This is a genomic window from Streptomyces purpureus (genome assembly GCF_014648195.1).
In the GTDB taxonomy this organism is placed as follows: Bacteria; Actinomycetota; Actinomycetes; order Streptomycetales; family Streptomycetaceae; genus Streptomyces; species Streptomyces purpureus.
In genome coordinates this window covers 285,328-308,296 of the sequence record NZ_BMQQ01000005.1, presented here as the reverse complement: position 1 = coordinate 308,296, position 22,969 = coordinate 285,328, and the positions used below count along the sequence as shown (strand labels likewise).

The window sequence follows — 22,969 nt, the reverse complement described above, 5'->3', positions numbered from 1 at the left end:
GACGACGTGGTGTGGACGGGAACGTGGGTCGCCGAGCGGCTGGGCGTCGAACTGACCGGTGACGACCGGCTGCCGGAGCTGCTGGGCCTGGCCCTGCGGCGCAACCCCAAGCGGGCCCATCTGCTCGTGTCGAACATCCTCGGCAAGCATGTGCCGCAGCGCCCCGGCGTGGTCCACCGCGCCGGGTACGACCTGGGCGTACGGGTCGGGGAGCTGCTCGGCGCCGACGCGGCGGCCGCCGTCGTCCTCGGCTACGCGGAGACCGCGACGGGCCTCGGCCACGCCGTCGCCGACGGCGTCGGCGCCGCCCCCTACCTCCACTCCACCCGCCGCCCCGTGCCCGGCCTCACCCCCGCCGGCGGCTTCGAGGAGTCCCACTCCCACGCCACCTCCCACCTGCTGCTCCCCGAGGACCCGGCGCTGCTCGCCGGCACCGGCCCGCTGGTCCTGGTCGACGACGAGTTCTCCACCGGCAACACCGTCCTCAACACCATCCGCGACCTGCACCGCCGCTACCCCCGCGACCGCTATGTGATCGTCGCCCTCGTCGACATGCGCGCCCCCGAGGACCACGCCCGGCTGACCGCCTTCGCGGCCGAGACCGGCGCCACCATCGACCTGCTGACCCTCGCGGCGGGCACGGTCCGCCTCCCGGACGGCGTCCTGGAGAAGGGCCGGGCACTGGTCGAGTCGTACGAGCGGCAGCCGCAGCCCCTCCCCGAGGGCCGGACGCTCGCCGGGGCGGCCGTACGCGTCGACCTCGACTGGCCCGACGGTCTTCCGGACGGAGGACGGCACGGCTTCACCCAGGCCCACCGCACCCGGCTGGAGCGGGCCCTGCCCGGGATGGCGGCCCGGCTGGCCGAGGCCCTCGACGGGGCGGGGCGCACGCTCGTCCTCGGCTTCGAGGAGCTCATGTACGCGCCGCTCGCCCTCGCCGTCGCCCTGGAGGAGCGCGGGGCCGACGTGCGCTACTCCACCACCACCCGCTCGCCCGTCCTCGCCGTCGACGACCCCGGGTACGCCATCCGGACCCGGCTCGTCTTCCCCGCCCACGACGACCCGGCCGACGGCCCCGGCGAGCGGTACGCCTACAACGTCGCGGGCGGCGGCTTCGACGCCGTCGTCCTCGTCGTCGACTCCGCCGCCGACACGCCCGCCCTGCACGCCCCCGGCGGCCTGCTCCACCAGCTCACCACGCACATACCCCGGGTCGTCCTCGCGGTCGTCCCGTCGTACGTCCCACGACCTCAAGGTGCCCCGATGCTGCCCGAGCCCCTGCGCGGCCCCGCGTTCTCCTCGTACGCCCCCGAGGAGGTCGGCTGGCTGCTCCAGGACCTCTCGGACGTCGAACTGGAGGCCCCCACCGAGGAGCGCGAGGAGGCCATCCAGAGCGGTGGCGCCCACTACGCCGAGTCGCTGCCCGTCGAGTACCAGCCCAGCCCGCAGTACCAGCAGCTCTTCCACGCCGCCCTGGAGACCTCCGCCGCCCGGATCGCCCGCGCCGTCGGCACCGTCACCGAGACCGTCCTCGCCGAGCTCCCCCAGCGCCTTCGGCCTGGGAGGGACCCCCACGAGCCGCGCCCCGTGCTCGTCTCGCTCGCCCGAGCCGGCACGCCCGTCGGGGTGCTGATGCGCCGCTGGGCCCTGCACCGCCACGGCCTGGACCTGCCGCACTACGCCGTCTCCATCGTGCGCGGCCGCGGCATCGACGCCAACGCGCTGCGCTGGCTCGCCGCCCACCACAACCCCGCCGACGTCGTCTTCGTCGACGGCTGGACCGGCAAGGGCGCCATCACCCGCGAACTCGCCGAGGCGCTGAAGGACTTCGACGGCTTCGACCCGGAGATCGCGGTCCTCGCCGACCCCGGCTCCTGCGTGCGCGTCTACGGCACCCGCGAGGACTTCCTCATCCCCTCCGCCTGCCTCAACTCCACCGTCTCCGGCCTCATATCGCGTACGGTCCTGCGCGCCGACCTCGTCGGACCGCACGACTTCCACGGCGGGAAGTTCTACCGCGAGCTCGCCGGCGCAGACCTGTCGAACCACTTCCTCGACACCGTCGCCGCCCGCTTCGACGAGGTCGCCGACGCCGTCGCCGCCGACGTCAAGGAGCTGCTCGGCACCGACCGCACCCCCACCTGGGAAGGCTGGGCCGCCGTCGAGCGGATCAGCGAGGAGTACGGCATCCACGACGTCAACCTGGTCAAGCCCGGCGTCGGCGAGACCACCCGGGTCCTGCTGCGCCGCGTCCCCTGGAAGATCCTCGCCCAGCGCGGCGCCGGCGCCGACCTCGACCACGTACGGCTCCTGGCCCAGCAGCGCGGCGTACCGATCGAGGAGGTCGACGGCCTCCCGTACACCTGCGTCGGACTGATCCACCCCCACTACACCCGGGGCGCCACCGGCGCCGACGGCAAGGCGGTGACCCACGCATGACCGTCCTCGTCGCCAGCGACCTCGACCGCACGCTGATCTACTCCTCCGCGGCCCTCGCCCTCGCCATGCCCGACGCCCAGGCCCCCCGCCTGCTCTGCGTCGAGGTGCACGAGAGCAAGCCGCTGTCCTACATGACCGAGGACGCCGCCGGGCTGCTCGCCGAACTCGCCGCGGACACCGTCTTCGTGCCCACCACCACCCGCACCCGCAAGCAGTACCAGCGCATCCAGCTCCCGGGCCCCGCACCCCGGTTCGCGATCTGCGCGAACGGCGGCCATCTCCTCGTCGACGGCGTCACCGACCACGACTGGCACGCCTCCGTCGTCCGCCGCCTGGCCGCCGAGTGCGCGCCCCTCGCGGACGTACGGGCCCGGCTCTTCGCGACCACGGACCCGTCCTGGGTACGCAAACACCGGGTCGCCGAGGACGTGTTCACCTACCTCGTGGTCGAGCGGGACCTGCTGCCGGGGGAGTGGCTGGCGGAGTTCTCGGCCTGGGCCGGCGAGCGCGGCTGGACGGTCTCGCTCCAGGGCCGCAAGGTCTACGCCGTCCCCAAGCCGCTCACCAAGAGCGCCGCGATGCGCGAGGTCGCCCGCCGCTGCGGCGCCACGCTCACCCTCGCCGCCGGTGACTCCCTTCTCGACGCCGATCTGCTCCTGGCGGCAGACCGCGCCTGGCGCCCGGGCCACGGTGAACTCGCCGACTCCGCCTGGACCGCCCCCCACCTGGACGTCCTCACCGAACGGGGCGTCGCGGCCGGCGAGGAGATCCTCCGCCGCCTCGCCGCCACGGGCCGCGCCTGGCGCCCGGCGGAACCGGACGCCCCGGCGGCGGTGGGCCTGGTCTGAGCCCCGTCGTATGGCTCAGACCGGGGCAGGGCGCGCCGCCATCGTGACCACCCGGTCCCGGCCCGGCAGCGCCCCCGCCCCGGACAGCGCGACGTTCCATGGCTCCCACGCCAGGGATCCGAGGCCCCCGGCGGACCGCGGGCGGCCGCACGGAACGGTGCGGTTTTCCGCAGTGTGGGCGGGCCGCCCCGCCGGTTAGCGTGAGGATCATGAAGGACGTGGTGGCGCGCGGTGCGCGATACGCGGCCGGGCTCGCCCTCGGGGCCGCCACGGCCCTCGTCGAGCTGCTGTTCCTGCTGGCCGCCGGGGTGCTCCTGCTGCTCCTCGCGGCCTCGCCACGCGGCCGGCACGCCGCCTGGGGCCCGCTCGGCGCGACGGCCGGAGCGCTGGCCCGCCTGGAGGGGCGGCGGCTCGACCGCTTCCTCGGCGTCCGGGGCGCCCAGGCCTACGGCGACGGACGCGCCCTGCGCTATCTCGCCGCCCGCGTCCCGCTCGGCCTGCTTGGCGGAGTGGTGCTGCTCTGCGTCCTGGCCGGGGTCGCCTACGGCGCCTTCCCGCTGTACGGCTGGCTGCTCATCCACATCGACAACGTCGCCGACGTCGTCCTCGGCAGCCTCGCCGGCCTGCTGCTGCTCCTCCTCTCCCTCCAGGGCATCTTCGGGCTCGCCGCCGGTGAGGACCGCCTCGCCCGGCACCTCCTCGGCCCCAGCCACCACGACGAGCTGGAGCGGCGGATCGCCCAACTCGCCGCCAGCCGGGCCGAGGTGATGGACGTCGTCCACGACGAACGGCGCCGTATCGAACGGGACCTGCACGACGGGGTGCAGCAGCGGCTCGTCGCCCTGGGCATGCTCATCGGCCGCGCCCGGCGCAGCCGCGACCCCGAGCGCACCGCCGAACTGCTGCTCCAGGCCCATGAGGAGAGCCGCCAGGCCCTGACCGAACTGCGCGAAGTGGCCTGGCGCGTCCATCCGACCGTGCTCGACGAGGCCGGCCTGCGGGCCGCCCTGGAGGCGGTCGCGGAACGCAGCCCACTGCCGGTGAGCCTGACATACGGTGAGGACGGACAGCTCCCGAGGGACCTGTCGAGGACGGTGCAGACCGTCGCGTACTTCGTCGTGTCGGAGGCCGTCACCAACGTCGTCAAACACGCGGACGCGACGCGGATCACCGTACAACTGCGCGGCGAGGGGGACATGGTGAGCGTACGGGTGACCGACGACGGCACGGGCGGGGCCGACCCGGCGGGCGGCGGCCTGGCAGGGCTCGCGGGGCGGGTCGCCGCGCTCGACGGCCGCTTCGCGGTCGACAGCCCGGCCGGCGGGCCGACGACCGTACGGGCGGAGCTGCCGTGCGCGTGACGATCGCCGAGGACTCCACGCTGCTGCGCGAGGGGCTCGTACGGCTCCTCGCCGAGGAGGGCCACGAGGTGCTGGCCGCCGTCGGCGACGGCGAGCAGCTGCTCGCCGCGGTGGCCGCCGACTGCCCGGACGTGGTCGTCGCCGACGTGCGGATGCCGCCCACCCACACCGACGAGGGACTGCGGGCCGCCCTGGAGATCCGCCGCGGCCACCCACGGGTGGGCGTGCTGGTGCTGTCGCAGTACGTGGAGAATCGGTACGCCACCGAACTGTTCACCGGCGAACCGGCCGGCGGGTCCGGGGCGGGCGGCGTCGGCTACCTGCTCAAGGACCGGGTGGCGCAGGTCGACGAGTTCCTCGACGCCCTGGAGCGGGTGGGGGAGGGGCGGGCGGCCTTCGACCCGGAGGTCGTACGGCGCCTGCTCGCCCGCTCCACCCACACCGATCCGCTGTCCCGGCTGACCGCACGGGAGCGGGACGTCCTCGGAGAGATGGCGCAGGGGCACACGAACGCGTCGATCGCCGGGCGGCTGCACGTGTCGCAGAGCGCGGTCGAGAAACACATCAACGCGATCTTCGACAAGCTGGAGCTGACCGGGACGACCGGCTACAGCCGCCGGGTCCTGGCCGTGCTCCGCTACCTCGGCACGTAGGGGCCGGGCCCGGCGTCCGGGGGCGGCGCGAGTCGGGTCGGCGCGGGGCGGGACGGGACGGCGGCGGGCCGGGGCGGCGCGGGTTGGGCTAGCCGCAGCAGCCGCCGCCGCAGCAGCCCCCGCCACCGCCTCCGCCCGAGCCGGGCGCGGGGCCGGTGGCCGTGCCGCCCACGGCGACCGCCGAGAGCAGCTTGACGGTGTCGTCGTGACCGGCCGGGCAGGCGGCGGGGGCGCCGGACTCGGCCATGGGACGGTTCAGCTCGAAGGTGTCGCCGCAGCTGCGGCAGCGGTATTCGTAACGAGGCATGCCGACAGGCTATCGGCGCTGTCCAGCGTCCGTCCGCTCGCGCCGTACACCCGCGTGGCCGGTGCGCTGGGCGTCGGACGGGACCTTGTGGTGGTGGCGTCCGCGCCGCTCGCCCTCGGCCTCCTCCGGATGCCGGGCCTGCCAGTAGGGGTTGTCGTGCGGGAGCGTCCCGCTGACCCGGCCGTACATCCCGAAGACCATCAGCATCAGGCCCACCACGAAGCTGAAGAGGACGTTCTGGATCCGGAACGCCAGGAAGTTCAGCCCGGTCTCAAGGAGGGCGAGGTTGGCGAAGCCGCTGAGGATAAAGGCGATGCCGAGCACCATGTTGAGGGTGGAGGCGAAGTTCCCGCCGATGATCATCCCGACGAAGAGCAGCCCGCCCACACAGATCGACAGCACGCTCAGCGCGCCGTTGGTGTTGAGGCCGGCGACCGTGTCACCACCGGTGTCGAAGAAGCCGATCCGGTCGATCAGGCCGAGGATGCCGAAGGCGAGCAGGACGAGTCCGGTGAGCCCGGCGCCGACGCGGTAGACCTTGCTCAGCCGGTGGTCGACGGGGAGGTGCTCGTCGAGCCGGACGTGGCGGGCGGGGCGGACGTGCGGTACCTGGCTCATGGGCCCTCCCTGGCAGGCCTACGGGGTACTTCCAGGATCGGCCGGGCGTGCCTGCCCAACAACTTCAGCCGTGGCCCCGCCGTCTTGCCGCTTCCGTCATCCCGGGCCTTTCCGCCTCCCTCAGCCCTGCCCGCGGCCGCGCTCGTCCCGGATGAGCTCGACGACCCGGGCGGCCGCGTCCCGTACGGCCGCGGTCTCGGTCAGGAAGCGCCAGTAGTCGGGGTGGCGGCCCTCCAGGCCGACGACGGCCCGCTCCAGGCGGGCCACGGCGTCGTCGAGGGGCCGGGCGTGGCGGGGGTCGGGGGTGTGGCGGCCGGCCATGGCCAGGCGCTGGGCGTCGCGGATGGCGAAGCGGGTGCGGTCGATCTCCTGCTGCGGGTCCTTGGCGACGCCGTCGAGCCGCCGCAGCCGCTCCCCGGCCGCGGAGACGGCCTCGTCGGTGGCGTTGAGCAGGGCGCGGACGGTGGACAGGAGCGCGGTGGCGTCGGGCCAGCGCTGCTCCTGGCGGGCCTTGGCGGCTTCCTGGAGCTTCTCCTCGGCCTGCCGGACGGTGCTCAGGGCCTGCTCGGGCACGTGCTGGAGGTCCTGCCAGCAGGCGGCGGTGAAGCGGCGGCGGAGCTCGCTGAGGACGGGCTCGACGGTGGTGGCGCGGGTGTCGAGGGCCTGGGCGCGGGTCCGCAGCGAGACCAGGCGCCGGTCGGTCTCGGCGGCGCGCTCGGGGAGCCGCTCGGCCTCCGCCCGTACGGCCTCGGCGTCCCGCAGGACTCGGTCGGCGCGGTGGAGGGTCTCGGGGACGCCGTGGCGGCCTGCACCTTCGTTGAGCTTGGTCAGCTCGGGGGCGAGGGCGGCGAGCCGCCCGGCGAGATCGTCCGCTCTCAGTCCGGAGCCCCGCACCGAATCGAGAGCGGTGCTCGCGTTCCGGAGCGCCTGTCGCGCCCGCTCGACCGCCGGCGCGAGCCGGGCCAGCTGCGTCTCGGCCTTGTCCAGCAGCGGCGCGAGCCCCTGCTCGAACCGGTCCAGCTCGCCCTTGACCCGTACGAGATCGTCCTTGGCCCGCGTCAGCTCCGTCCGGGCCCGCGCGGCGACCGAGCTCTCCAGATCGTCCCGGTCCAGGTCGTGCGCGTCGACGGCGGTGATGTACGCATGACTGACCTCGTCGATACGCCGCCCGAGCGCCGCGAAATCCTCCACCGCGCGCCGCGCACCCGGCGAACTGTCCACGGCGGTGATCGTCTCGATCGAGATCCGCAGATCCCGCTGCGCGGTGTCCAGTTCGTAGAACGCCGCCGCGGCAGCGTCCTTGGCGGCCTGGGCGTCGGCCCGCTGGTTCTCGCCACGCCCGCCGAACCAGCGCCGCGTACCCCCGCCGGCGAACGCGCCCGGCACGGCGGCCAGCGCGAGGGGCACGAGAAGCAGGCTCAGCCCGAGGAGATCCCCGACGGCACCGGTGACGCCCCTGCTCGACTGTGCCTTCGCGTGGGTCGCCGCCACATCCCTCTCCCGTGCTGTGTCCGCCCTGCCCCGGTCATTCTCCCACCAGGTAGGACGAACACACGAGCCCTTCAGTTCGCGGTTCGCACGGAGACTTCGCCGTTGTCGCTGCGCGCCGTCACCACATGCGCGCTGCCCTTGTCCGTCGGCACGTCGACGTCGACCTCGCCGTTGTCGCTCTTCGCGTTCACCGCGTACGCGACGCCCTTGCCGGGCAGCTCGATGTCGACCCGGCCGTTGTCGCTGGTCGTCTCCACCCGGTCGGGCACGGCGGTCAGCTTCAGCCGTACCTCCCCGTTGTCACTGTGCGCGATCACGCTCCTCGAACCGGACCGCTCGACGAGGACGGAGCCGTTGTTGCTGGTCAGCTCCAGCGGCCCGAAGGAATTGCGCACCGTCACCTCGCCGTTGTCCGACTTCAGCTTCAGCGCGGTGGTGAACCCGTCGGCGGTCACGCTCCCGTTGTCGTCCTCCACGCTCACGGCCACCCCACGCGGCACCTTCACCTCATGGCGCGCATCGCAGTTACTGGCGATCCCCGTGCAGTCGGTCCGCAGAGTCAGCTTCCCGCCCTCCAGCTTCCAGCTGCTCTCGGGCCCCTCCCCCATGAACACCCACCCGTCGACCTGCCGACTGACCTGCACGTCCTTGACGTCGGCCGCCACGATCGTGAGCTGGGAATTGTCGGCGTCGACGGCGAGGCTCTCCCCGGAGAACGCGAACGTCTTCCGCTCCACGGGCGCCGCGTCCACATCGGAGCTCCCACACCCCGTGAGCCCGACCATCCCGACGAGGGCGCCCGCGAGGGCGGCGGCGGTGACGAACGTACGGTTGCGGCGTGCGGCCATGATGATCATTCCCCCGAAGTGCGACGACGTGTCCCCTCACGGTACGGACCCCTCACCGCCCGCCACGATCCGGCGACCCACCGCCCCGGGGGTGGGGCTATCCCCCGGGTCGGGCGGGCGTGGGGCGCGGGGCGGCCGCGGCGTCGGCCCGGGGGCGGCGTGCATCGGCCCCGGGGCGGGCCGGCCTCGGCCCTGGTATCGGTTTGCGGGACCCACCCATGGGCCATGTACGCTGTTGCCTCATTCCACGGGTGCGTAGCTCAGGGGTAGAGCGCTGCTCTTACAAAGCAGATGTCGGCGGTTCGAAACCGTCCGCGCCCACCGGTGACGAAGGCCCCCAGCCGATCATGGCTGGGGGCCTTCGACGTAGCTGGAGCCCGCATGGAGTCCCCCTCACCGACCCTATGAGGAGCGTTTCTGGCCGGTGTCGGGGGACGGGGCCGGTCGAGGCCGAATCGGGGCAGCTAGCCCGCGATCACGAAGCCGCGAGTCGGTCGCCTTTCACGGGCGGCTGCCACTGCGGCGAGCGTGGCGGTGGTGATGTCACGGGGGGCGCTGCCCTGGTCCCGGTCGACCACCCGCCAGGGGCCCGATGCATTCCCGGGGTCCTCCGGTTCGATGACCCCCGGAATGCCGTACCGGCGCATCGCGTCGTGCAGCTCCGCTGCCTCGTGCGCGTCCATGACCTCACCTTCCGTCGCGGGCTGACGAGCCTATTCCTCGCCGCCGCCATGCGTGGCGCAGTTGCCGGGGTTGATGGGGCCGCATCCGCCGGGTACGGGGGTGTGCGAGCAGTTTGCGGCCACACCGACCAGGGCCCTGTCCGGGCCCGTCCAGAGCTCGGCGTCGGGCGTGTACCCGGCCTGCTCGATCAGAGCCACCGTGCGTGTCACGACTTCGGGGTCGTGGCGGGACGGGTCCGGGCGCTCGGGGTAGTGGTGGACAGTACGGCCGAGGCGGCTGCACAGGGTCGCGTACAGGTGCGTGTGGAGGATGAGCGCATGCCAGCCTTCATCGACCTCGCGCGTGGGGGCGATGGGCACGGTCGGGAAGAGTGAGGCGGCGTGCACGAACTTCAGGGCCTCGACCAGGATTCGGCTGGCCATAGAGGGATCCATACCGGGATTGTTGTCGAGGACGGTGTGCAACACCGCGTTGAAAGCGGAGTCGCTGAGCAGGGCGCGCGCGTTCTGCGGTGCTGCACCGCCGGCCGGTTTGGCCGAGCAGGGCGGCGGTACGGGCCGGCCTGGCTGGTTCTTACACGCCATTGGTTCCTCCACGATGCCTCTCAGACCTCGGCTTCGACGTACCCGCCGGCGAAGCACCGCGCGGCTCCTCCAGCCTGCTCCCTCCGCCAAACCGGGGGCCCATCCGCACCAGCATCCCCCTTCAGCCCCCGACCGTTGCCGTTGACTACGCATCAGTGACCCGCTCGCATCGTCAGATGTACTGGACCGTCGGTCCCTCCACACTCCATCCCGCGGTCAGCGCCCACGCCACGCTCGGGGCGCAGCTCCTCGGCGCCACTGTCGGCAGAGCTCGGCAGACCCTTGCCGCAGCGCTTGCCGAGTCCTGGCTACTCGCCGGGAGGATCGAGTTCTTCGATCTACGCGAGCCGGCCCGCGCCGCCGACACCTGGGTTCGCGCCCTCCAGGCAGCAGGAGAAGCGGACGACGCACTCCTTGGGGCGGCCATTCTGGCCCACCTGGCGTTCATCCCCGGTTGGTCCGGCAATCACGAGGCCTCGAATGAGCGGATGACCGCAGCCCGTGCCCACGCCCGCCGAGGGCCGGCGAGCGCGGAGTTCCTCGCGTGGTTGGATGCAGTCGAGGCGGAATGCGAGGCGCGCTGCGGAAACACCCGTACCGCCCTGAATCTGATCGCCCACGGTGAGGACATCATCGCCGCCGGATCCGGACACCAACCCCCAGAGTGGATGGACTGGTTCACGCCTACCCGGCTGGCTGCGTTCAAGGGCGATATCCAGCTGAAAGCCGGACACCTTCCGCAGGCTCGGGAGACGCTTCTGGGCGTCCTCGACGACCTGCCCGATGGCGATGCCAAGCAGCGAAGCGTCATCCTCGGGGATCTGGCCGCGGTCGAAGCAGCCGCCGGAGCGCCCCAGGCGGCGGTGGCCTATGCCATGCAAGCCCTGGGGCTGCTGGAGACTCATTGGTACGCGACCGGCCTGGAGCGGATCCGCGAAGTGCGCCGCACGCTCGTGCCTTGGCAGCACGAGCAGTACGTCCGCGACCTGGACGACCGACTTTACGGCTGGGGGCCGGTCGTCAGCTCTCTCGCGAATTGAACGCCGCGATCCGGTCGGGCAGCTGTTCCAGCGACTCGATGCGGAACGTGGGGAGAGTCTGTGCTTCCTGGCTCTTCCATTGAATGGTCGCCCAAGGACCACGGTGCACCAGCGCGGTGTGCATGCCCGCCTGCTTGCCGGGGCGGAGGTCGTTGTCCACGCGGTCGCCGACGTAGAGAATCTCGTCGTTCGCGAAGGGCACGACCTCGGTGACGCGCTCGAAGAAGGCGATGTCGGGCTTGCTGGCGCCCCAGTCGTCCGAGGTGCCGATCAGATCTACGTCTGCGGTGAAGAGGCCGCGGAGCAGCCCGCCGGCCCTGACGGTTTGGTTGCCGGCGATGCCGAGCCAGAATCCTTCCGCGCGGAGCTTCGCCAGGGCGGGGCGAACGTCCGGATACAGGTCCTCCTCGCCGAACCATTCCGGTTGCCCAGCCGCGGCGCGGGCCTCGCGCTGCTGTGTGAGGTCGAACCCAGGTTGGAACTCCTGGAAGACGTCGCGGTAATCCCGGCCCTGGGCAATCACAGCGCCGAACATGGCGGCGAAGGTATGGCGAGGGACGCCGAGCCAGTCGGCCCAGGTGCCGTACTCCCGCGTCTCGTCCACCAGGCATTCGCCCACGTCGAAGACCACAGCTCGAATCATGCGGCGATCCTACGGACCCGGATCGAGAAGCGTCAGGGGCCCGCCCGGGACGGGCGCATGGCATGGCTCACCAAGTCCCGGCAACGGCCACCACGAACTCCGCACCCTTGCCCAGTACCACGCCCCGCCCACGAGGGGCACGGCCTGACGTACGCGGGCCACCGCTCCCTGACAGGCCACGCGTCAGAGGCGGCGTTCGAGGGGTGGGAGGCGGTAGTCGCCCTGGAGGATCGAGTCGTGGGGCATGTACAGGCGGATCATCGGGCGGAACTCGCCGTCCGGGGCCGGGAGCCAGTTCGCGGCCTCTGGTGGGAGTGAGGGGCGGTCCTTCTGGATCACGATCGTCAGGGCGCCGTCGTCGTCGTGGACCAGGCCCGGGGTGCGGTCGCCGAGCGAGTATCGGGCCAGGGGGTTGTCGACCAGGTAGTAGTCCGGCGCGTCGTACATCGTCAGCGACCAGAAGGCGCCGACCGGCGGGGGCTCGGGGAAGCGGAGGGTGTAGGAGTGGGCGCCGGTCAGCCGGGCGTTGTCGGAGTCGGTGAAGGTGTGCGCGTACACGGCCTCGTAGCCGTGGTTGCCCCACAGGCCCACCCGCGCCGCGACCGCGCGCCACAGGTAGGAGGCGGTACGGTCCGGGGCGCGCCACAGGGAGGAGTCGAGGGTGCCGACGCCGAAGTGGTCCAGGTTGTAGTCGAAGAGGTGCGGATCCATCAGCCAGGCGCCCGGCTCGCGGGAGCCGGAGGTGCGGCTCGCCGTCTCCACCCGGGCCCGGCCGGCCGCGATGCCCTCCGTCAGGGCCCGGATCAGGTCGGAGCCGGCCGACACGAACGGCGAGCGGCCCTCCTCGAGGAGGCCCAGCGACTGGAAGCGGTCCTGGTACTCCTGGTCGGGCGCCGACGGCGGGAAGTCCGCCATCCACACCCGCAGTTGCTCGAAGAAGCGCAGCTGCTCGGGGACGTCCGGGTCGGGGGCGGGAAGCTCGCCGGGTGTGTCACCGGCGTGCAGGGTGAAACCTTTCTGGAGCTCCCGTACGCGCGCCAGGTCGTGCGGCCCGTCGCAGACGTTCCGGCCGATCACCGACACGATCGTCGTCGGCGCGTCGATCACGCCCCGGACGTCGTCCGGCTCGCTCCCCGACCAGCCCGGCGGCACGATCAGCCACTCGCCCTCGACGGTGCCGGTCGCCCGCTTGCCGACATAGGCGAAGTTGTTGGTCCACGCGTCGACGAACTGCAGGACGTAGTACGCCCCGCCGGTGTCCGGGACGTGCAGCCGCACCGGGCCGGCGGACAGGTCCAGCTGGGCGACCGAGTACAGCGTGTCGTTGTTCACCGACACGAAGTGGGCGTCCGGCCCGGCGAGTTCGGTGGAATGGGCGAAACGGTTGAAGGGGGTCGGGGGCAGCGTCCCGAAGCCCTTGTGCTTGCAGGCGTCCACCATCTCCAGATCGGCGACCAGGGGGTAGCCGTAGACGTACGCCTCCGTGGCCAACTCGGACAGACCGATCATCGTGCGCCCTCCGTCGCGTTCCCGTGCACGAAGGATCACCATGCGTGAAACGGCGCCCGAACCCCGCATCTGGCGGCCGGGTCCTCCGTCCGCCACCCCGATGGCGCAGGGCGGGTGCGGGCGCCGGGGGACGATTGTCAGTGGTCCGCGTCACACTGGAGGCATGTGCCGCAGCATCAAGACACTCCGACCGCCCGCCCTGCCCGAGAAGGCCACGGAGGACGACTTCCACGCCGCCGCCTTGCAGTACGTCCGCAAGGTGTCCGGCTTCCGCGCGCCCGCCGCGCACAACAGGGAAGTGTTCGACCAGGCCGTCGCGGACATCACCGACGCCACCCGCAGGCTGCTCGAAGGCCTGGAGATACGGGGCGCTAGGCCACCGGCGCCCGAGCCGGAGCTGGACGCCGTATGACGTAGACGGCCAGGGTTCCCGCGAGGAAGAGCGCGAGCAGGGAGACCGCCAGGCCGAACCACGTCGCGCCCAGCCACTGGCCGCCGAAGTAGCCCAGGCCGACGCTGTACGCCGCCCACGCCAGGCCCGCCAGCGCCGACCAGGGCAGGAAGTCACGCACCCGGCGCCGGGCCGCGCCGGCGCCCAGCGAGACGACCGACCGGCCCGCCGGGGCGAACCGCGCGATCACCACCAGGGCCCCGCCGCCCCGGGCCAGGGCGGCGCCGAGACGTTCCTGCGCGGTGGTGAGCCGGCGCGAGCGGGCGATCGCCCGGTCCAGCCGGGCTCCGCCGCGCCAGGCGAGGCGGTACGCGACGAGGTCACCCAGGACGGACGCGGTGGCCGCGCACAGGGTCAGCGCGAGGAGGGAGGGGGTGCCGGGGGCCAGGGGCGCGGCGGTGGCCACCGCCGTGGCAGCCGTGATCACCAGCACGCCGCTGGGCAGGACGGGCAGGAAGACGTCGAGGAGGATCGACACGGCGACCACGGCATAGATCCATGGGCCGGCGATCAGCGACCCCACGCTGTCGATCACCTTGACTCCCCGTTCCGTACAAGAACCGCCGCTCAGCGTACGCCTGGCGATCACGGGCCTTTCGGGCGGGACGCGCGAAGGCCCGGAACCGGTCGGCGGTTCCGGGCCTCGTGAAGCGGGCCGTGCGGCGGGTCGTCGAGCGGATCGTCGAGCGGGCCGTGCGGCGGGTCGTCGAGCTGGGTCGTGCGGCGGGTCGTCGAGCTGGGTCGTGCGGCGGCTCCGTGCGGCTTACGCCGTGGCCGGGGCCTTGCGCTCCTCGCCCGTGACGCCGCGCGCCGCGAAGAGCCGGTCGGCGGCGAAGGCGCCGGGGCCGGTGAAGACGAGGAGCAGGAAGGCCCAGCAGAACATCGCGGAGGACTCGCCGCCGTTCTGCAGCGGGAACAGCGCCTCGGGCTGGTGGGCGTAGAAGTACGCGTACGCCATGGAGCCGGAGGCGAGGAACGCGGCGGAGCGGGTGCCGACGCCGAGCAGGACCAGCGCGCCGGCGACCAGCTGGATCACGGCCGCGTACCAGCCGGGCCAGGCGCCGGTCTCGACCGTGCCGCCGCCCACCGCGCCGCCGAGCACGCCGAAGAGCGAGGCGGCGCCGTGGCAGGCGAAGAGCAGACCGATGACGATCCGGAAGAGACCGAGGGCGTACGGCTGGGCCTGGTGCAGGCGGCCGGGCAGCGAGGTCGTGGGGGGAGTCGGGGGCATGGGGGAGGCTCCTTCGGCGGGGGACGGAAACCGACGAGATCCTCAGGTTAGGCAGCCCTCATCAATACTTGCAAGTTCAACATTCGGCCGTTCCGGGCTCTCCACGGGAGCGGGGAGCGGGTGCGCCGATCCGTCCGTCGAGGGCCTCGCGGCAGCCCGCAGCGCGGCCCGGGCGACGGCGTCCGTATCCGTCAGCATCACCGAGTCGACCCCCGGCCGGGCGCCCGCGGCGGTCACCCAGTGGACCCCCTCGGTCGGCACGCCGACGCCAAACCTCCTTGCGTGCGGCACCCCTTGACGGTTGATCAGATGGAATGGGCGTTCGGTGACGTCGAGGCCGCCGGTCGCGTAGCCGTCGACGGTGTGGACGCGGCAGCCGCCCGAGCGCAGGAGCCGGGCGAGGAGCTCGTCGCCGGTACGGGCCAGGTCCGGTTCGGGCAGCCGCGCCTCGACGAGTGTGGTGATCGTCACCGTCGAGTCCGCCACGTCCGGCGACCGGGCCACGAACGCGCCGCCCTCCGCCCGTACTTCGAGCCGTGGCCCCACCACCTCCAGGACGCCCGCCTCGATCAGGGCCGTCATCTCCTCGATCCGGCGGCGCGGCGGCCCGATGGAGAGGAAGGCGTTCAGCGGCGTGTACCAGCGGTCCAGTCGGTCGCGGCGGCAGGCGCCGGAGAGTCCTGCGTGGTCCACGATCCGGCGCAGTTCGTTGCGGATGTCCCGCAGCACGTCCAGGGCGGCCTTGACCGGGCCGCCGACATTGCCGAGAGCGGCCTCAGCGGCGTCCTGACGCAACTCGGCCAGGAGCCGGGCGCGGTGCTCGGCGGGGGAGCGGAAGGTTTCTCCGCCGTACGGCCGCTCGACCCGCTCCCAGCACCAGCGCTCGGCCTCCGCGACGCCGAAGTCGTCGAGGACGGCGGCCACTTCGGCGGCGCAGCGCGCGTCCAGGAACCGCCGCCGGAACTCCCCCGGAGCCGGAGCCGGAGGTGAAGCCGGAGCCGGAACCCGAGTCGGGGCCGGAGCCGGATTCGGGCCGGGGGGCGCGGTCCGGAGCAGCGCCTCGTAGTAGACCGTCTCGACCTCCTTGGCCACCAAGGGCCAGATCTCCCGCCGGAAGTCCGGCGGATCGCCCGCGTCCGTCCGCTTGCGGAACACCTCGATCACGTCGTCCGTCAGGACCAGCGGCTCGTGCCGCTCGGACGCGCCCTTCTCGTTGTCGCCCCGCGCGCGGTACGCCACGCCCCGCCGTGACCCGGCGTAGAGGCGCGGCTCGCGGCCCGAGGGGTGGTAGACCCGTCGTCCGTCGGGGTCGCGCCGGAAGGTGCCGCCGCGGCCGACGGTCAACAGCGCCATGTGGTCGAAGAAGTTGAGGCCGAGACCGCGCAGCAGGACCGGTTCGCCCGGTTCGATGCCGGAAAGGTCGAGGTCGGCGGGGTTCGCCGGCGGTATGTGGCGCAGTCCGTGCCGGGTGGCGTACGCGGAGAGCCGGGCCTGCTCGGGCCCCGGGCGCACCGGGAGGTGCCCCTGTGCGAGGACGACTGCGCCGAGCCCGCTCAGGACGGTCCCGTCGGAGAGCGTCAGCTCCTGAAGCGGCCCGCCTTCTTCGTCCCACGGACTCGGCTCACCCGCGTCCTCCAGCCGCACCGCACGCGCCCGGTGCACGCGTACGGTCACATGGCACGGCGCCCCCACCACCGTCCGCTCGAACGCCCACCGCAGATAGCGGCCGTAGAGGGCGCGGGGCGGGTAGTCGTCGGGGCCGAGCGCGTACGGCGTGGTGGCGGCCCACTCGTACAGGCTCGGCCCCGGGCGTATCGGGCCCGCGCAGCGCACACTCGCGTCGGTGTACACGGTCACCTGTGACGCGACCGTGTTCATCAGCAGTTCGCCGGACTGGTCGGTCCGCCAGACCTGGCCTGCCCCGGGCGGGGCCGGGTCGACGACATGGACCGTGAGCGGGGTGCCGGGGGCGAGCTCGGGGACGGAGGCGCAGAGCCGTTCGAGGACCGACGTACCGCGGGGGCCCGCCCCGACCAGGGCGATGGAGCAGGCCGGCGGCGCGGGGGAGGCCGGTGGGGCTGCCGGGGTCGCCGGGACGTGAACTACGGGCTGCGATACGTCTCTCAGCTCGGACAAAGCGGTGACTCCCGGGACATGCGCGGTGCTGGAAGTAAGACTTCCGGCTCATCATGCCGGTGGGGAGCCGCCGGACGAACCTCTGGCCGGAGCCTCACTCTCCGGGCAGGGAAATCTCCACAGGCACCTCACAGCCCACCCCCTGGTCCTCCGCGAGCGTCCGCGCCTCGACCCTCACCAGCCGATCCGCCCGCCGGTCCGCCCGTCGGTCCGCCCCCTGATCAGCCCGCCGATCCGTCCTCCGATCCCCCAGCCGGTCCGCCCGCGTATCCGCCCGCGTATCCGTCCGCCGATCCGTCCTCCGATCCCCCAGCCGGTCCGCCCGCGTATCCGTCCGCTGATCAGCCCTCCGGCCCACCCGCCGATCCGCCCGCCCCGCCCGCGCCTGGTCCAGCCACAGCTCTGCCGAACGGCCCCGCAGCACCAGCGTCATCAGCTGGTTCCCGAACCACGGCCCGCCCGTACGGCTCCACTCGACCGGCGGCGGAGCCACCCTGCCGTGCCGGGCCAGGGCCCGCCCGAGCCGCCGACCCGCCCGGCTCCAGCCGAAGCGGAAGCCCAGCTTCACCGACCGGTGGATGGAGTTGTGCACGGGCGAGCAGGTCAGTTGCAGCACTCTCGCGTCCGGCCCGCCGCGCCCGGGCGGCCACTCCGGCTCGGCGACGTACGCGTGGTGCACGTCGCCCGACAGGACGCAGACCGTCGCCGGGGCGTCCGTACCGCTGCCCACCTCCGCGATGAGTCGGGTCAGTTCGTCGAAGGAGGCCGGGAAGGCCGCCCAGTGCTCCAGGTCCGAGCGGCGCCGCAGGTCCTCCGCGAACCGCGCCCAGCGCCCGCCCGGACCGCCCCGCACCCCTTGGCAGAGCGCGGCGTTCCAGCCCTCCGCGTCGTGGATGAGCGGCGGCATGAGCCATGGCAGGGAGGTGCCGATGAGGAGGTGGTCGTACCCGGGCCGGTCCGCCAGGGCCTGTTCGCGCAGCCAGCGGGCCTCGGCCGGGTCGAGCATCCTGCGGTCGCCCTCGTCGAGGACGCGGGCCGCGCGGGTGTCGACCATCAGGAGCCGGGTGCGGCCGAAGTCGCGCCGGTAGCTCCAGCGGGCACAGGCCGGGTCCGCGTCGGACTCGGCGGCGAACCGGCGCAGCGCCTCCGTCCCGTCCGGCACGGACCGTACCGCCGCGTACAGCTCGTCCGTGGCCAGTTCGGCCGGGGTGAGATTGCCGAGGTGCTGATGGACCCAGTACGACATCAGCCCGCTGAGCACCCGTTCGTTCCACCAGGGTGTGGCGCGCATGTCGGCCACCCAGGAGGCGCTGGTGTTCCAGTCGTCGATGACGTCGTGGTCGTCGAAGATCATGCAGCTGGGGACCGTGGACAGCAGCCAGCGCACCTCGGGGTCGAGCCACGATTCGTAGTAGAGCCGGGTGTACTCCTCGTAGTCCGCGACGTCCGGGCCGGGCGGTTCGCGCAGGTCGCGGCGGGCGGCCAGCCAGCGCCGCGTGGCCTTGGAGGTCTTGTCCGCGTACACCTGGTCGCCGAGGAGCAGCAGGACGTCGGGCCGTACGGCGCGGGGGTCGGCGGCGAGCTGGGCGGCGAGGGCGTCCAGCGCGTCCGGCCCCTCCGGGTCCTTCTCGCCCTCGGCCGGCGCGGCCAGCCGGCAGGAGCCGAAGGTGACCTTGACCTCGGCCGGGCCGGGCGGGGGAGTGGTGATCGTGGAGGCGGGGAAGCGGTGGTCGGCCGGTGGCCAGACCCGGCGCTCGTCCAGCAGCACCTCGTACGGCGTCGTCGACCCCGGGGTGAGGCCGGTCACCGGTATGAGGGCGTAGTGGTGCCCGGCGATCTGGAACGTACGGATCGCGCCACCCGCCCCATCCGCACACCGCACCCTCGCGGTGCACGGCCGGTCCGTCTCGACCCAGACGGTGGCGGTGTCACCACGGTCCCAGTCGACGTATCTGAGCAGTGGCCCGAGCCGCAGTCCGGCTGCCATGTGGTCCCCCTCCGTCGCCCCGCACGTACGGTACGGAACGACGGAGGGGACACGGTAGGTTCCGGCCACAGGTTCCCGCCGGAGGTTTCAGCCGGGACCGCTCAGCCGGGAACGCTCAGTCGGGAACCGTTCGGGCAGGAACGGTTCAGCAGGCGTTTACGGTTCAGCAGGCGTTCAGGACGGACTGCAGCGCGCTCTTCTCGGCGGAGTCGACGGAGAGGCCCCAGCTGTGCTTCACATGCACCCACATCCGGGCGTAGGTGCAGCGGTACGCGGTGCGCGGCGGCAGCCACTCGGCCGGGTCGAGGTCGCTCTTGGCCTGGTTCACGTTGTCGGTGACGGCGATGAGCTGGGGGCGGGTCAGGTCGTTGGCGAACTGCTGGCGCTTGGAGGTGGTCCAGGAGTTGGCGCCGGAGCGCCAGGCCTCGGCCAGCGCGACGACGTGGTCGATGTCGAGGTCGGAGGCGGCGGTCCAGGTCGCGCCGTCGTACTCGGAGTACCAGCTTCCGCTGACGGCGGCACAGCTGGAGTCCTGGACGACGTTCACGCCGTCGCGCTTGAGGACGGTCTCGCGGGTGTTGCAGGCGCCCGAGACGGTGCTCCAGTGCGGGAAGAGGTCCCGGCTGTAGCCGCTGGAGGATCCCTCGGGCTTGACCGTGAGCTGACCGAGGTAGGTCCGGGCGGTGTCGGCGCTGATCGGGGTGGGCGGGGCCGCCTGGGCGGCGGGGGCGGTGGCCAGGAGGCCGGTTGCGGTCAGAACGGCCGCGGCGAGCGTGACACCTATTCGACGCGCGTAGACACCGGACATGTGAACTCCCTTGATGTGGGGGGACCTTGGCCGGACGCCCGGTCGGGCGGCTCGGCGGCTCGGTCATCGTGGCGGCGCCAGGTTTCCTGGGGGAATGCGCCAGGTAACAGCGTGGCGACATGAGCACGTCACTTCAAGGGGTTGTGACGCATCGGCAGTTCACTTCTGCGTCCGAAGTGTTGGGGTGGGTCCGTAGGGTTGGGGTGTGCTGCTGCCCGTCAACGCCACATTTGGTGCGGTTCTGGCCGCCCTGCTCGCCGTCGGCGCCACCGTCGCGGCTCTCGCCCAGCTGGGCCGGGGTCGGGCCCACCTCGCCGCGGGCGCCCGCGCCGCCGTCCAGCTGCTCGTCGTCTCGCTGGTGATCGGCTGGGTGATGCGGTCGGTGCCGCTGCTGCTCGGCTTCCTGCTGCTGATGTACGCGGTCGCGGTACGGACCGCCGGACGCCGGCTCACCACCAACGGGTCCTGGTGGTGGGCCGCGGTGCCGCTCGCGGCGGGCGTCGTCCCGGTCGTGGCCGCGCTGCTGCTCACCGGGCTCGTACCGGTCAAGGGCGTCGCCCTGATCCCGGTCACCGGCATCCTGATCGGCGGGGCGCTCACCGCGACCGTACTGGGCGGGCGCCGCGCGCTGGACGAGCTGGCGGCGCGGCGCGGGGAGGTGGAGGCGGGGCTCGCGCTCGGGCTGCCGGATCGGGACGCCCGCCTGGAGATCGCCCGACCGGCCGCGGCCGACGCGCTGCTGCCGGGGCTCGATCAGACCAGGACGGTCGGGCTCGTCACCCTGCCGGGCGCGTTCGTGGGCATGCTGCTCGGCGGCGCGTCACCCGTACAGGCGGGTGCGGTGCAGCTGTTCGTGCTGGTGGGGCTGATGGCGGTACAGGCCGTGGCGGTGGCCGCCGTCCTGGAACTGGTCGCCCGGGGCCTCCTGCACCGCGAGGAGGCGACGACGGCGGGCGCCGGGCGCGTGTGACGCGAGGGAAGAGTGCGCACCCCGGGCTATGAGCGCCCGCAGCCATGACGGCCGCGGGGCGAACCGAAGGCCTGGACGGCGTCCCGAGGTCGTGACGCGCGGCGGGGAGCCGCCCGGCCAAGGGCGCCACGGCCCGGCGGGTGCCCGACCTCGGACGCCTCACCCGGTATGTGCCGCCGAGGCGCGCTCGGACTGGGGAGTCTCGCGGCCGTGAGGGGCCGCCGGGATGCGCCCGGACGAGCATCGCGGCCGTGACGGGCCGCCGGGGCGCGCCCGGACGAGCCGCTCGCCATGGGGGTGCCGCCGGCCTCGCCGGGCCGCCTCCCGCCCGGGCCGTGCCGTCGGGCTACGCGGCGGAAGAGGCGACGTGCAGCAGGAACGAGCCGTCTGCCGTCGGCTCCACCCGCAGTTCCGTCAGGTCCTGTACGTGGACGTCGGGGGCGAAGGCCGCGGCGCGTGGGCCGACGCCCACCACCCGCATGCCGGCCGCGCGGCCCGCCTCGATGCCGGCCTGGCTGTCCTCGAAGACCAGGCAGTCCGCCGGGGCGAAGCCCAGCTCCGCCGCGCCCTTGAGGAAGCCCTCCGGGTCCGGCTTGCTGGCGCCGACCCGTTCGGCCGTGACCCGCGTCACGGGGATCGGCAGCCCGGCGGCGCCCATACGGGCCTGCGCGAGGGCTTCGTCGGCCGAGGTGACCAGGGCGTGCGGCAGCTCGGCGATGGCGGCGAGGAAGGCGGCCGCGCCGTCGACCGGGACGACCCCGTCGAGGTCCGCGGTCTCCTCGGCGAGCATCACGCGGTTGTCGGCGTGGTTCAGCTCCATGGGCCGGTCCGGCAACAGCGCCGCCATCGTGGCGTAGCCCTGGCGGCCGTGGACCACCTTCAGCGCCTCGTCCGGGTCGAGGCCGTTGCGCTCCGCCCAGCGGCGCCAGCAGCGCTCCACCACCGCGTCCGAATTGACGAGTGTGCCGTCCATGTCGAGGAGGAAGGCGCGGGCGGTCAGCATGGGCGGTCTCCTGGACAGGGGAAAAGAGAACGAAGTGGACCCGCCCGCCGGTCAGGGAGTACGAGCGGGGCCACTTTGTTTCTTCACGATACAAAACTTTGGCGGTCCCGCGCCAGTCCGCCCCCTCCGCGGCTCTCCTGCCGGGTCCTAGTCCGGCGCGCGGCCCTCAGCGGCGCTCCCGTTCGCCGGTCGTCTCGGCCTCCAGTGCCCGGCGCGTGTTCGGCCCGTAGACGCCCATGGGGTCGTCCCAGATGTCGTGCCTCCACTGGTATTCGGCCACGGCGTTCTCGACCCGTTCGCCGTACCTGCCGTTCATCGGGCCGCGGTACAGCCCCACCTCGTAGAGGCGGCTCTGGAGCTGGGCGACCTCGGGGCCGGAGTCGCCACGCCGCAGCGTGCCCGCGGCCGGGGCCGTGGTGGGCGCCTGGCTCGCCGGCTGCGACGCCGACGGCGGGGCGGAAGGCGTTGACGAGGACTTCGAGGGGGACGGTTCGGCCGGGGCGGAGGACGCGGAGGCGCTCGGTGACGCGCTCGACGGCGACGGCGAGGCGGACGGGGAGGCGGACGCCGACGCCGAGGCCGAGTCCGAGACGGACGGGGAGGCGGACGGCGAGACCGACTCCGACGGCGCCTGGGAGACGGCGGTGGCCGGCCCGCCCGTCGCCGTCGCGGGCAGTGCGGCCGGGGCGTCCTTGCTGTCGAACAGGCCTCCGGCGAACGCGGCGGCGGCGAACACGACGACCACGGCCGCCGCGACGCCCACCATGGCGCCGGTCCGCCGACGGCGCGGCTCCTCGTCGTACGTACCGAGCTCGTACGTGCCCGACTCGCACACCCCCCGCTCATGCCCACCGGGCTCGTACGCACCGGAGCCGGAGCCGGATCCATATGCACCGGAGCCCGGGCCAGGGCCAGGGCCGCCGTCACCGGTGCCGGGCGGCGGCGCGCCCAGGAACAGCGGCATCGTCTGCTCCGCGGCGGGTGCCGGTTCCGCGGGTACGGGTTCCGCGGGCCCGGTCACCAGCGGGATCGGCGCGGTGGGCGCCTCCGGTTCCTGCGGCGTCCGCGGGCCCAGATTCACGTACGGGCGGATGCGTAGCGGGTCGAAGGCCTCCGCCGCCGCGATGTCGTCCGCCTTCCGCGCCGCGAGGTCGGCCGCCCGCGCACAGCCGCAGGCCGGCCCCGGTCTGCCGTCCGGGCTCGGCGGCGTACCGCACTCAGGACACACGTGTGCCGCCACAGTGGTTTTCCCTCCCCTTGAAACTGCCAGCGATTATGCAGGCCACCCCCGGTCCGCCCAAGGCACCCGCCCTCCGGTCCCTCCTACCGCACCCCTCGGCAGGCCATAACGGGACAGA

The 22,969-nt window shown here is 73.2% G+C and carries 22 protein-coding genes and 1 tRNA gene; 8 read left to right on the top strand and 15 right to left on the bottom strand.

All coding sequences use genetic code 11. From position 1 onward, the window contains the following. The first annotated feature begins 6 nt into the window (after positions 1–6). The 4 genes from IEZ01_RS10105 to IEZ01_RS10090 all read left to right on the top strand — a co-directional run bounded on the left by IEZ01_RS10105 (position 7) and on the right by IEZ01_RS10090 (position 5,301). Complete coding sequence (locus IEZ01_RS10105) at positions 7–2,439, top strand: phosphoribosyltransferase (protein WP_028797484.1); 2,433 nt, start codon at positions 7–9, stop codon at positions 2,437–2,439. Further along, positions 2,436–3,287: an HAD family hydrolase gene (locus tag IEZ01_RS10100; RefSeq protein WP_019886000.1), complete on the top strand. Its 852-nt coding sequence runs from the start codon at positions 2,436–2,438 to the stop codon at positions 3,285–3,287. Before IEZ01_RS10105 ends, IEZ01_RS10100 begins: the two co-directional genes overlap by 4 nt. Positions 3,288–3,496: 209 nt before the next feature. Then, a complete protein-coding gene (locus IEZ01_RS10095) occupies positions 3,497–4,648 on the top strand; it encodes a sensor histidine kinase (RefSeq protein WP_019885998.1) in 1,152 nt (383 codons plus the stop codon). After that, positions 4,639–5,301: a response regulator transcription factor gene (locus IEZ01_RS10090; RefSeq protein ID WP_189201154.1), complete on the top strand. Its 663-nt coding sequence runs from the start codon at positions 4,639–4,641 to the stop codon at positions 5,299–5,301. Before IEZ01_RS10095 ends, IEZ01_RS10090 begins: the two co-directional genes overlap by 10 nt. Before the next feature lie 88 nt (positions 5,302–5,389). On the opposite strand, the gene IEZ01_RS10085 is transcribed toward IEZ01_RS10090, so the two are convergent. The 4 genes from IEZ01_RS10085 to IEZ01_RS10070 form a co-directional block, all read right to left on the bottom strand. Then, on the bottom strand, positions 5,390–5,608 hold the full coding sequence (locus IEZ01_RS10085; protein WP_019885994.1) for an FmdB family zinc ribbon protein: 219 nt from the start codon (positions 5,606–5,608) through the stop codon (positions 5,390–5,392). Positions 5,609–5,617: 9 nt separating this feature from the next. Next, complete coding sequence (locus IEZ01_RS10080) at positions 5,618–6,226, bottom strand: DUF4383 domain-containing protein (protein WP_019885992.1); 609 nt, start codon at positions 6,224–6,226, stop codon at positions 5,618–5,620. 120 nt (positions 6,227–6,346) lie between these two features. Beyond that, a complete protein-coding gene (locus IEZ01_RS10075; protein ID WP_189201152.1) occupies positions 6,347–7,717 on the bottom strand; it encodes a coiled-coil domain-containing protein in 1,371 nt (456 codons plus the stop codon). Positions 7,718–7,788: 71 nt separating this feature from the next. Beyond that, positions 7,789–8,574, bottom strand: coding sequence for a DUF4097 family beta strand repeat-containing protein (locus tag IEZ01_RS10070; RefSeq protein WP_019885988.1), 786 nt, complete (start codon positions 8,572–8,574; stop codon positions 7,789–7,791). 240 nt (positions 8,575–8,814) lie between these two features. Here IEZ01_RS10070 and IEZ01_RS10065 point away from each other — a divergent pair. Then, a tRNA-Val gene (locus tag IEZ01_RS10065) sits at positions 8,815–8,886 on the top strand. Between the two features lie 143 nt (positions 8,887–9,029). Here the strand turns inward: IEZ01_RS10065 and IEZ01_RS10060 are convergent. Further along, a complete protein-coding gene (locus IEZ01_RS10060) occupies positions 9,030–9,248 on the bottom strand; it encodes a hypothetical protein (RefSeq protein WP_019885986.1) in 219 nt (72 codons plus the stop codon). A gap of 30 nt (positions 9,249–9,278) precedes the next feature. Further along, entirely contained in the window at positions 9,279–9,671 is a 393-nt protein-coding gene (locus tag IEZ01_RS10055) for a glycine-rich domain-containing protein (protein WP_189201150.1), read from the bottom strand. Between the two features lie 140 nt (positions 9,672–9,811). On the opposite strand from IEZ01_RS10055, the gene IEZ01_RS10050 reads away from it, so the two are divergent. Beyond that, the gene (locus IEZ01_RS10050; protein WP_229832835.1) at positions 9,812–10,873 is read left to right on the top strand and encodes an NsdA family TPR-like regulatory protein; all 1,062 of its coding nucleotides are present in this window, start codon (positions 9,812–9,814) and stop codon (positions 10,871–10,873) included. Here IEZ01_RS10050 and IEZ01_RS10045 read toward each other — a convergent pair. Further along, positions 10,854–11,516 (bottom strand): HAD family hydrolase, encoded by a 663-nt coding sequence (locus tag IEZ01_RS10045; protein WP_028797480.1) that lies wholly within the window; start codon positions 11,514–11,516, stop codon positions 10,854–10,856. The genes IEZ01_RS10050 and IEZ01_RS10045 overlap by 20 nt on opposite strands. A 183-nt stretch (positions 11,517–11,699) precedes the next feature. Beyond that, the gene (locus tag IEZ01_RS10040) at positions 11,700–13,025 is read right to left on the bottom strand and encodes a DUF1254 domain-containing protein (RefSeq protein WP_189201147.1); all 1,326 of its coding nucleotides are present in this window, start codon (positions 13,023–13,025) and stop codon (positions 11,700–11,702) included. A gap of 163 nt (positions 13,026–13,188) precedes the next feature. On the opposite strand from IEZ01_RS10040, the gene IEZ01_RS10035 reads away from it, so the two are divergent. Then, positions 13,189–13,437, top strand: coding sequence for a DUF2277 domain-containing protein (locus IEZ01_RS10035; RefSeq protein ID WP_019885976.1), 249 nt, complete (start codon positions 13,189–13,191; stop codon positions 13,435–13,437). On the opposite strand, the gene IEZ01_RS10030 is transcribed toward IEZ01_RS10035, so the two are convergent. From IEZ01_RS10030 to IEZ01_RS10010, 5 genes are all read right to left on the bottom strand, one after another. Beyond that, a complete protein-coding gene (locus IEZ01_RS10030) occupies positions 13,397–14,011 on the bottom strand; it encodes a DedA family protein (RefSeq protein ID WP_019885974.1) in 615 nt (204 codons plus the stop codon). The two genes, IEZ01_RS10035 and IEZ01_RS10030, sit on opposite strands and share 41 nt — an antisense overlap. Before the next feature lie 228 nt (positions 14,012–14,239). Next, positions 14,240–14,707: a DoxX family protein gene (locus IEZ01_RS10025; RefSeq protein WP_019885973.1), complete on the bottom strand. Its 468-nt coding sequence runs from the start codon at positions 14,705–14,707 to the stop codon at positions 14,240–14,242. A 42-nt stretch (positions 14,708–14,749) separates the two neighbouring features. Further along, positions 14,750–16,834, bottom strand: coding sequence for an FAD/NAD(P)-binding protein (locus IEZ01_RS10020; protein ID WP_373287586.1), 2,085 nt, complete (start codon positions 16,832–16,834; stop codon positions 14,750–14,752). 103 nt (positions 16,835–16,937) lie between these two features. Next, positions 16,938–18,830, bottom strand: coding sequence for an alkaline phosphatase D family protein (locus tag IEZ01_RS10015; RefSeq protein ID WP_189201145.1), 1,893 nt, complete (start codon positions 18,828–18,830; stop codon positions 16,938–16,940). Between the two features lie 163 nt (positions 18,831–18,993). Beyond that, on the bottom strand, positions 18,994–19,638 hold the full coding sequence (locus tag IEZ01_RS10010; RefSeq protein WP_019885970.1) for an HNH endonuclease family protein: 645 nt from the start codon (positions 19,636–19,638) through the stop codon (positions 18,994–18,996). 205 nt (positions 19,639–19,843) lie between these two features. Here IEZ01_RS10010 and IEZ01_RS10005 point away from each other — a divergent pair, with 205 nt between their 5' ends. Next, positions 19,844–20,608: an ABC transporter permease gene (locus IEZ01_RS10005; RefSeq protein ID WP_189201143.1), complete on the top strand. Its 765-nt coding sequence runs from the start codon at positions 19,844–19,846 to the stop codon at positions 20,606–20,608. A gap of 346 nt (positions 20,609–20,954) precedes the next feature. Here the strand turns inward: IEZ01_RS10005 and IEZ01_RS10000 are convergent, their stop codons facing one another. Further along, complete coding sequence (locus IEZ01_RS10000; RefSeq protein ID WP_019885968.1) at positions 20,955–21,611, bottom strand: HAD-IA family hydrolase; 657 nt, start codon at positions 21,609–21,611, stop codon at positions 20,955–20,957. Between the two features lie 166 nt (positions 21,612–21,777). Continuing rightward, the gene (locus IEZ01_RS09995) at positions 21,778–22,851 is read right to left on the bottom strand and encodes a peptidoglycan-binding domain-containing protein (RefSeq protein ID WP_189201140.1); all 1,074 of its coding nucleotides are present in this window, start codon (positions 22,849–22,851) and stop codon (positions 21,778–21,780) included. Between the last annotated feature and the right edge of the window lie 118 nt (positions 22,852–22,969).

Coding starts and splice junctions, on each gene's coding strand:
- IEZ01_RS10100 (WP_019886000.1), top strand. CDS start 2,436: ATGACCGTCCTCGTCGCCAGCGACCTCGACCGCACGCTGATCTACTCC.
- IEZ01_RS10035 (WP_019885976.1), top strand. CDS start 13,189: ATGTGCCGCAGCATCAAGACACTCCGACCGCCCGCCCTGCCCGAGAAG.
- IEZ01_RS10000 (WP_019885968.1), bottom strand. CDS start 21,611: ATGCTGACCGCCCGCGCCTTCCTCCTCGACATGGACGGCACACTCGTC.
- IEZ01_RS10070 (WP_019885988.1), bottom strand. CDS start 8,574: ATGATCATCATGGCCGCACGCCGCAACCGTACGTTCGTCACCGCCGCC.
- IEZ01_RS10095 (WP_019885998.1), top strand. CDS start 3,497: ATGAAGGACGTGGTGGCGCGCGGTGCGCGATACGCGGCCGGGCTCGCC.
- IEZ01_RS10015 (WP_189201145.1), bottom strand. CDS start 18,830: ATGGCAGCCGGACTGCGGCTCGGGCCACTGCTCAGATACGTCGACTGG.
- IEZ01_RS10045 (WP_028797480.1), bottom strand. CDS start 11,516: ATGATTCGAGCTGTGGTCTTCGACGTGGGCGAATGCCTGGTGGACGAG.
- IEZ01_RS10025 (WP_019885973.1), bottom strand. CDS start 14,707: ATGCCCCCGACTCCCCCCACGACCTCGCTGCCCGGCCGCCTGCACCAG.
- IEZ01_RS10060 (WP_019885986.1), bottom strand. CDS start 9,248: ATGGACGCGCACGAGGCAGCGGAGCTGCACGACGCGATGCGCCGGTAC.
- IEZ01_RS10085 (WP_019885994.1), bottom strand. CDS start 5,608: ATGCCTCGTTACGAATACCGCTGCCGCAGCTGCGGCGACACCTTCGAG.
- IEZ01_RS10040 (WP_189201147.1), bottom strand. CDS start 13,025: ATGATCGGTCTGTCCGAGTTGGCCACGGAGGCGTACGTCTACGGCTAC.
- IEZ01_RS10080 (WP_019885992.1), bottom strand. CDS start 6,226: ATGAGCCAGGTACCGCACGTCCGCCCCGCCCGCCACGTCCGGCTCGAC.
- IEZ01_RS10010 (WP_019885970.1), bottom strand. CDS start 19,638: ATGTCCGGTGTCTACGCGCGTCGAATAGGTGTCACGCTCGCCGCGGCC.
- IEZ01_RS10055 (WP_189201150.1), bottom strand. CDS start 9,671: ATGGCCAGCCGAATCCTGGTCGAGGCCCTGAAGTTCGTGCACGCCGCC.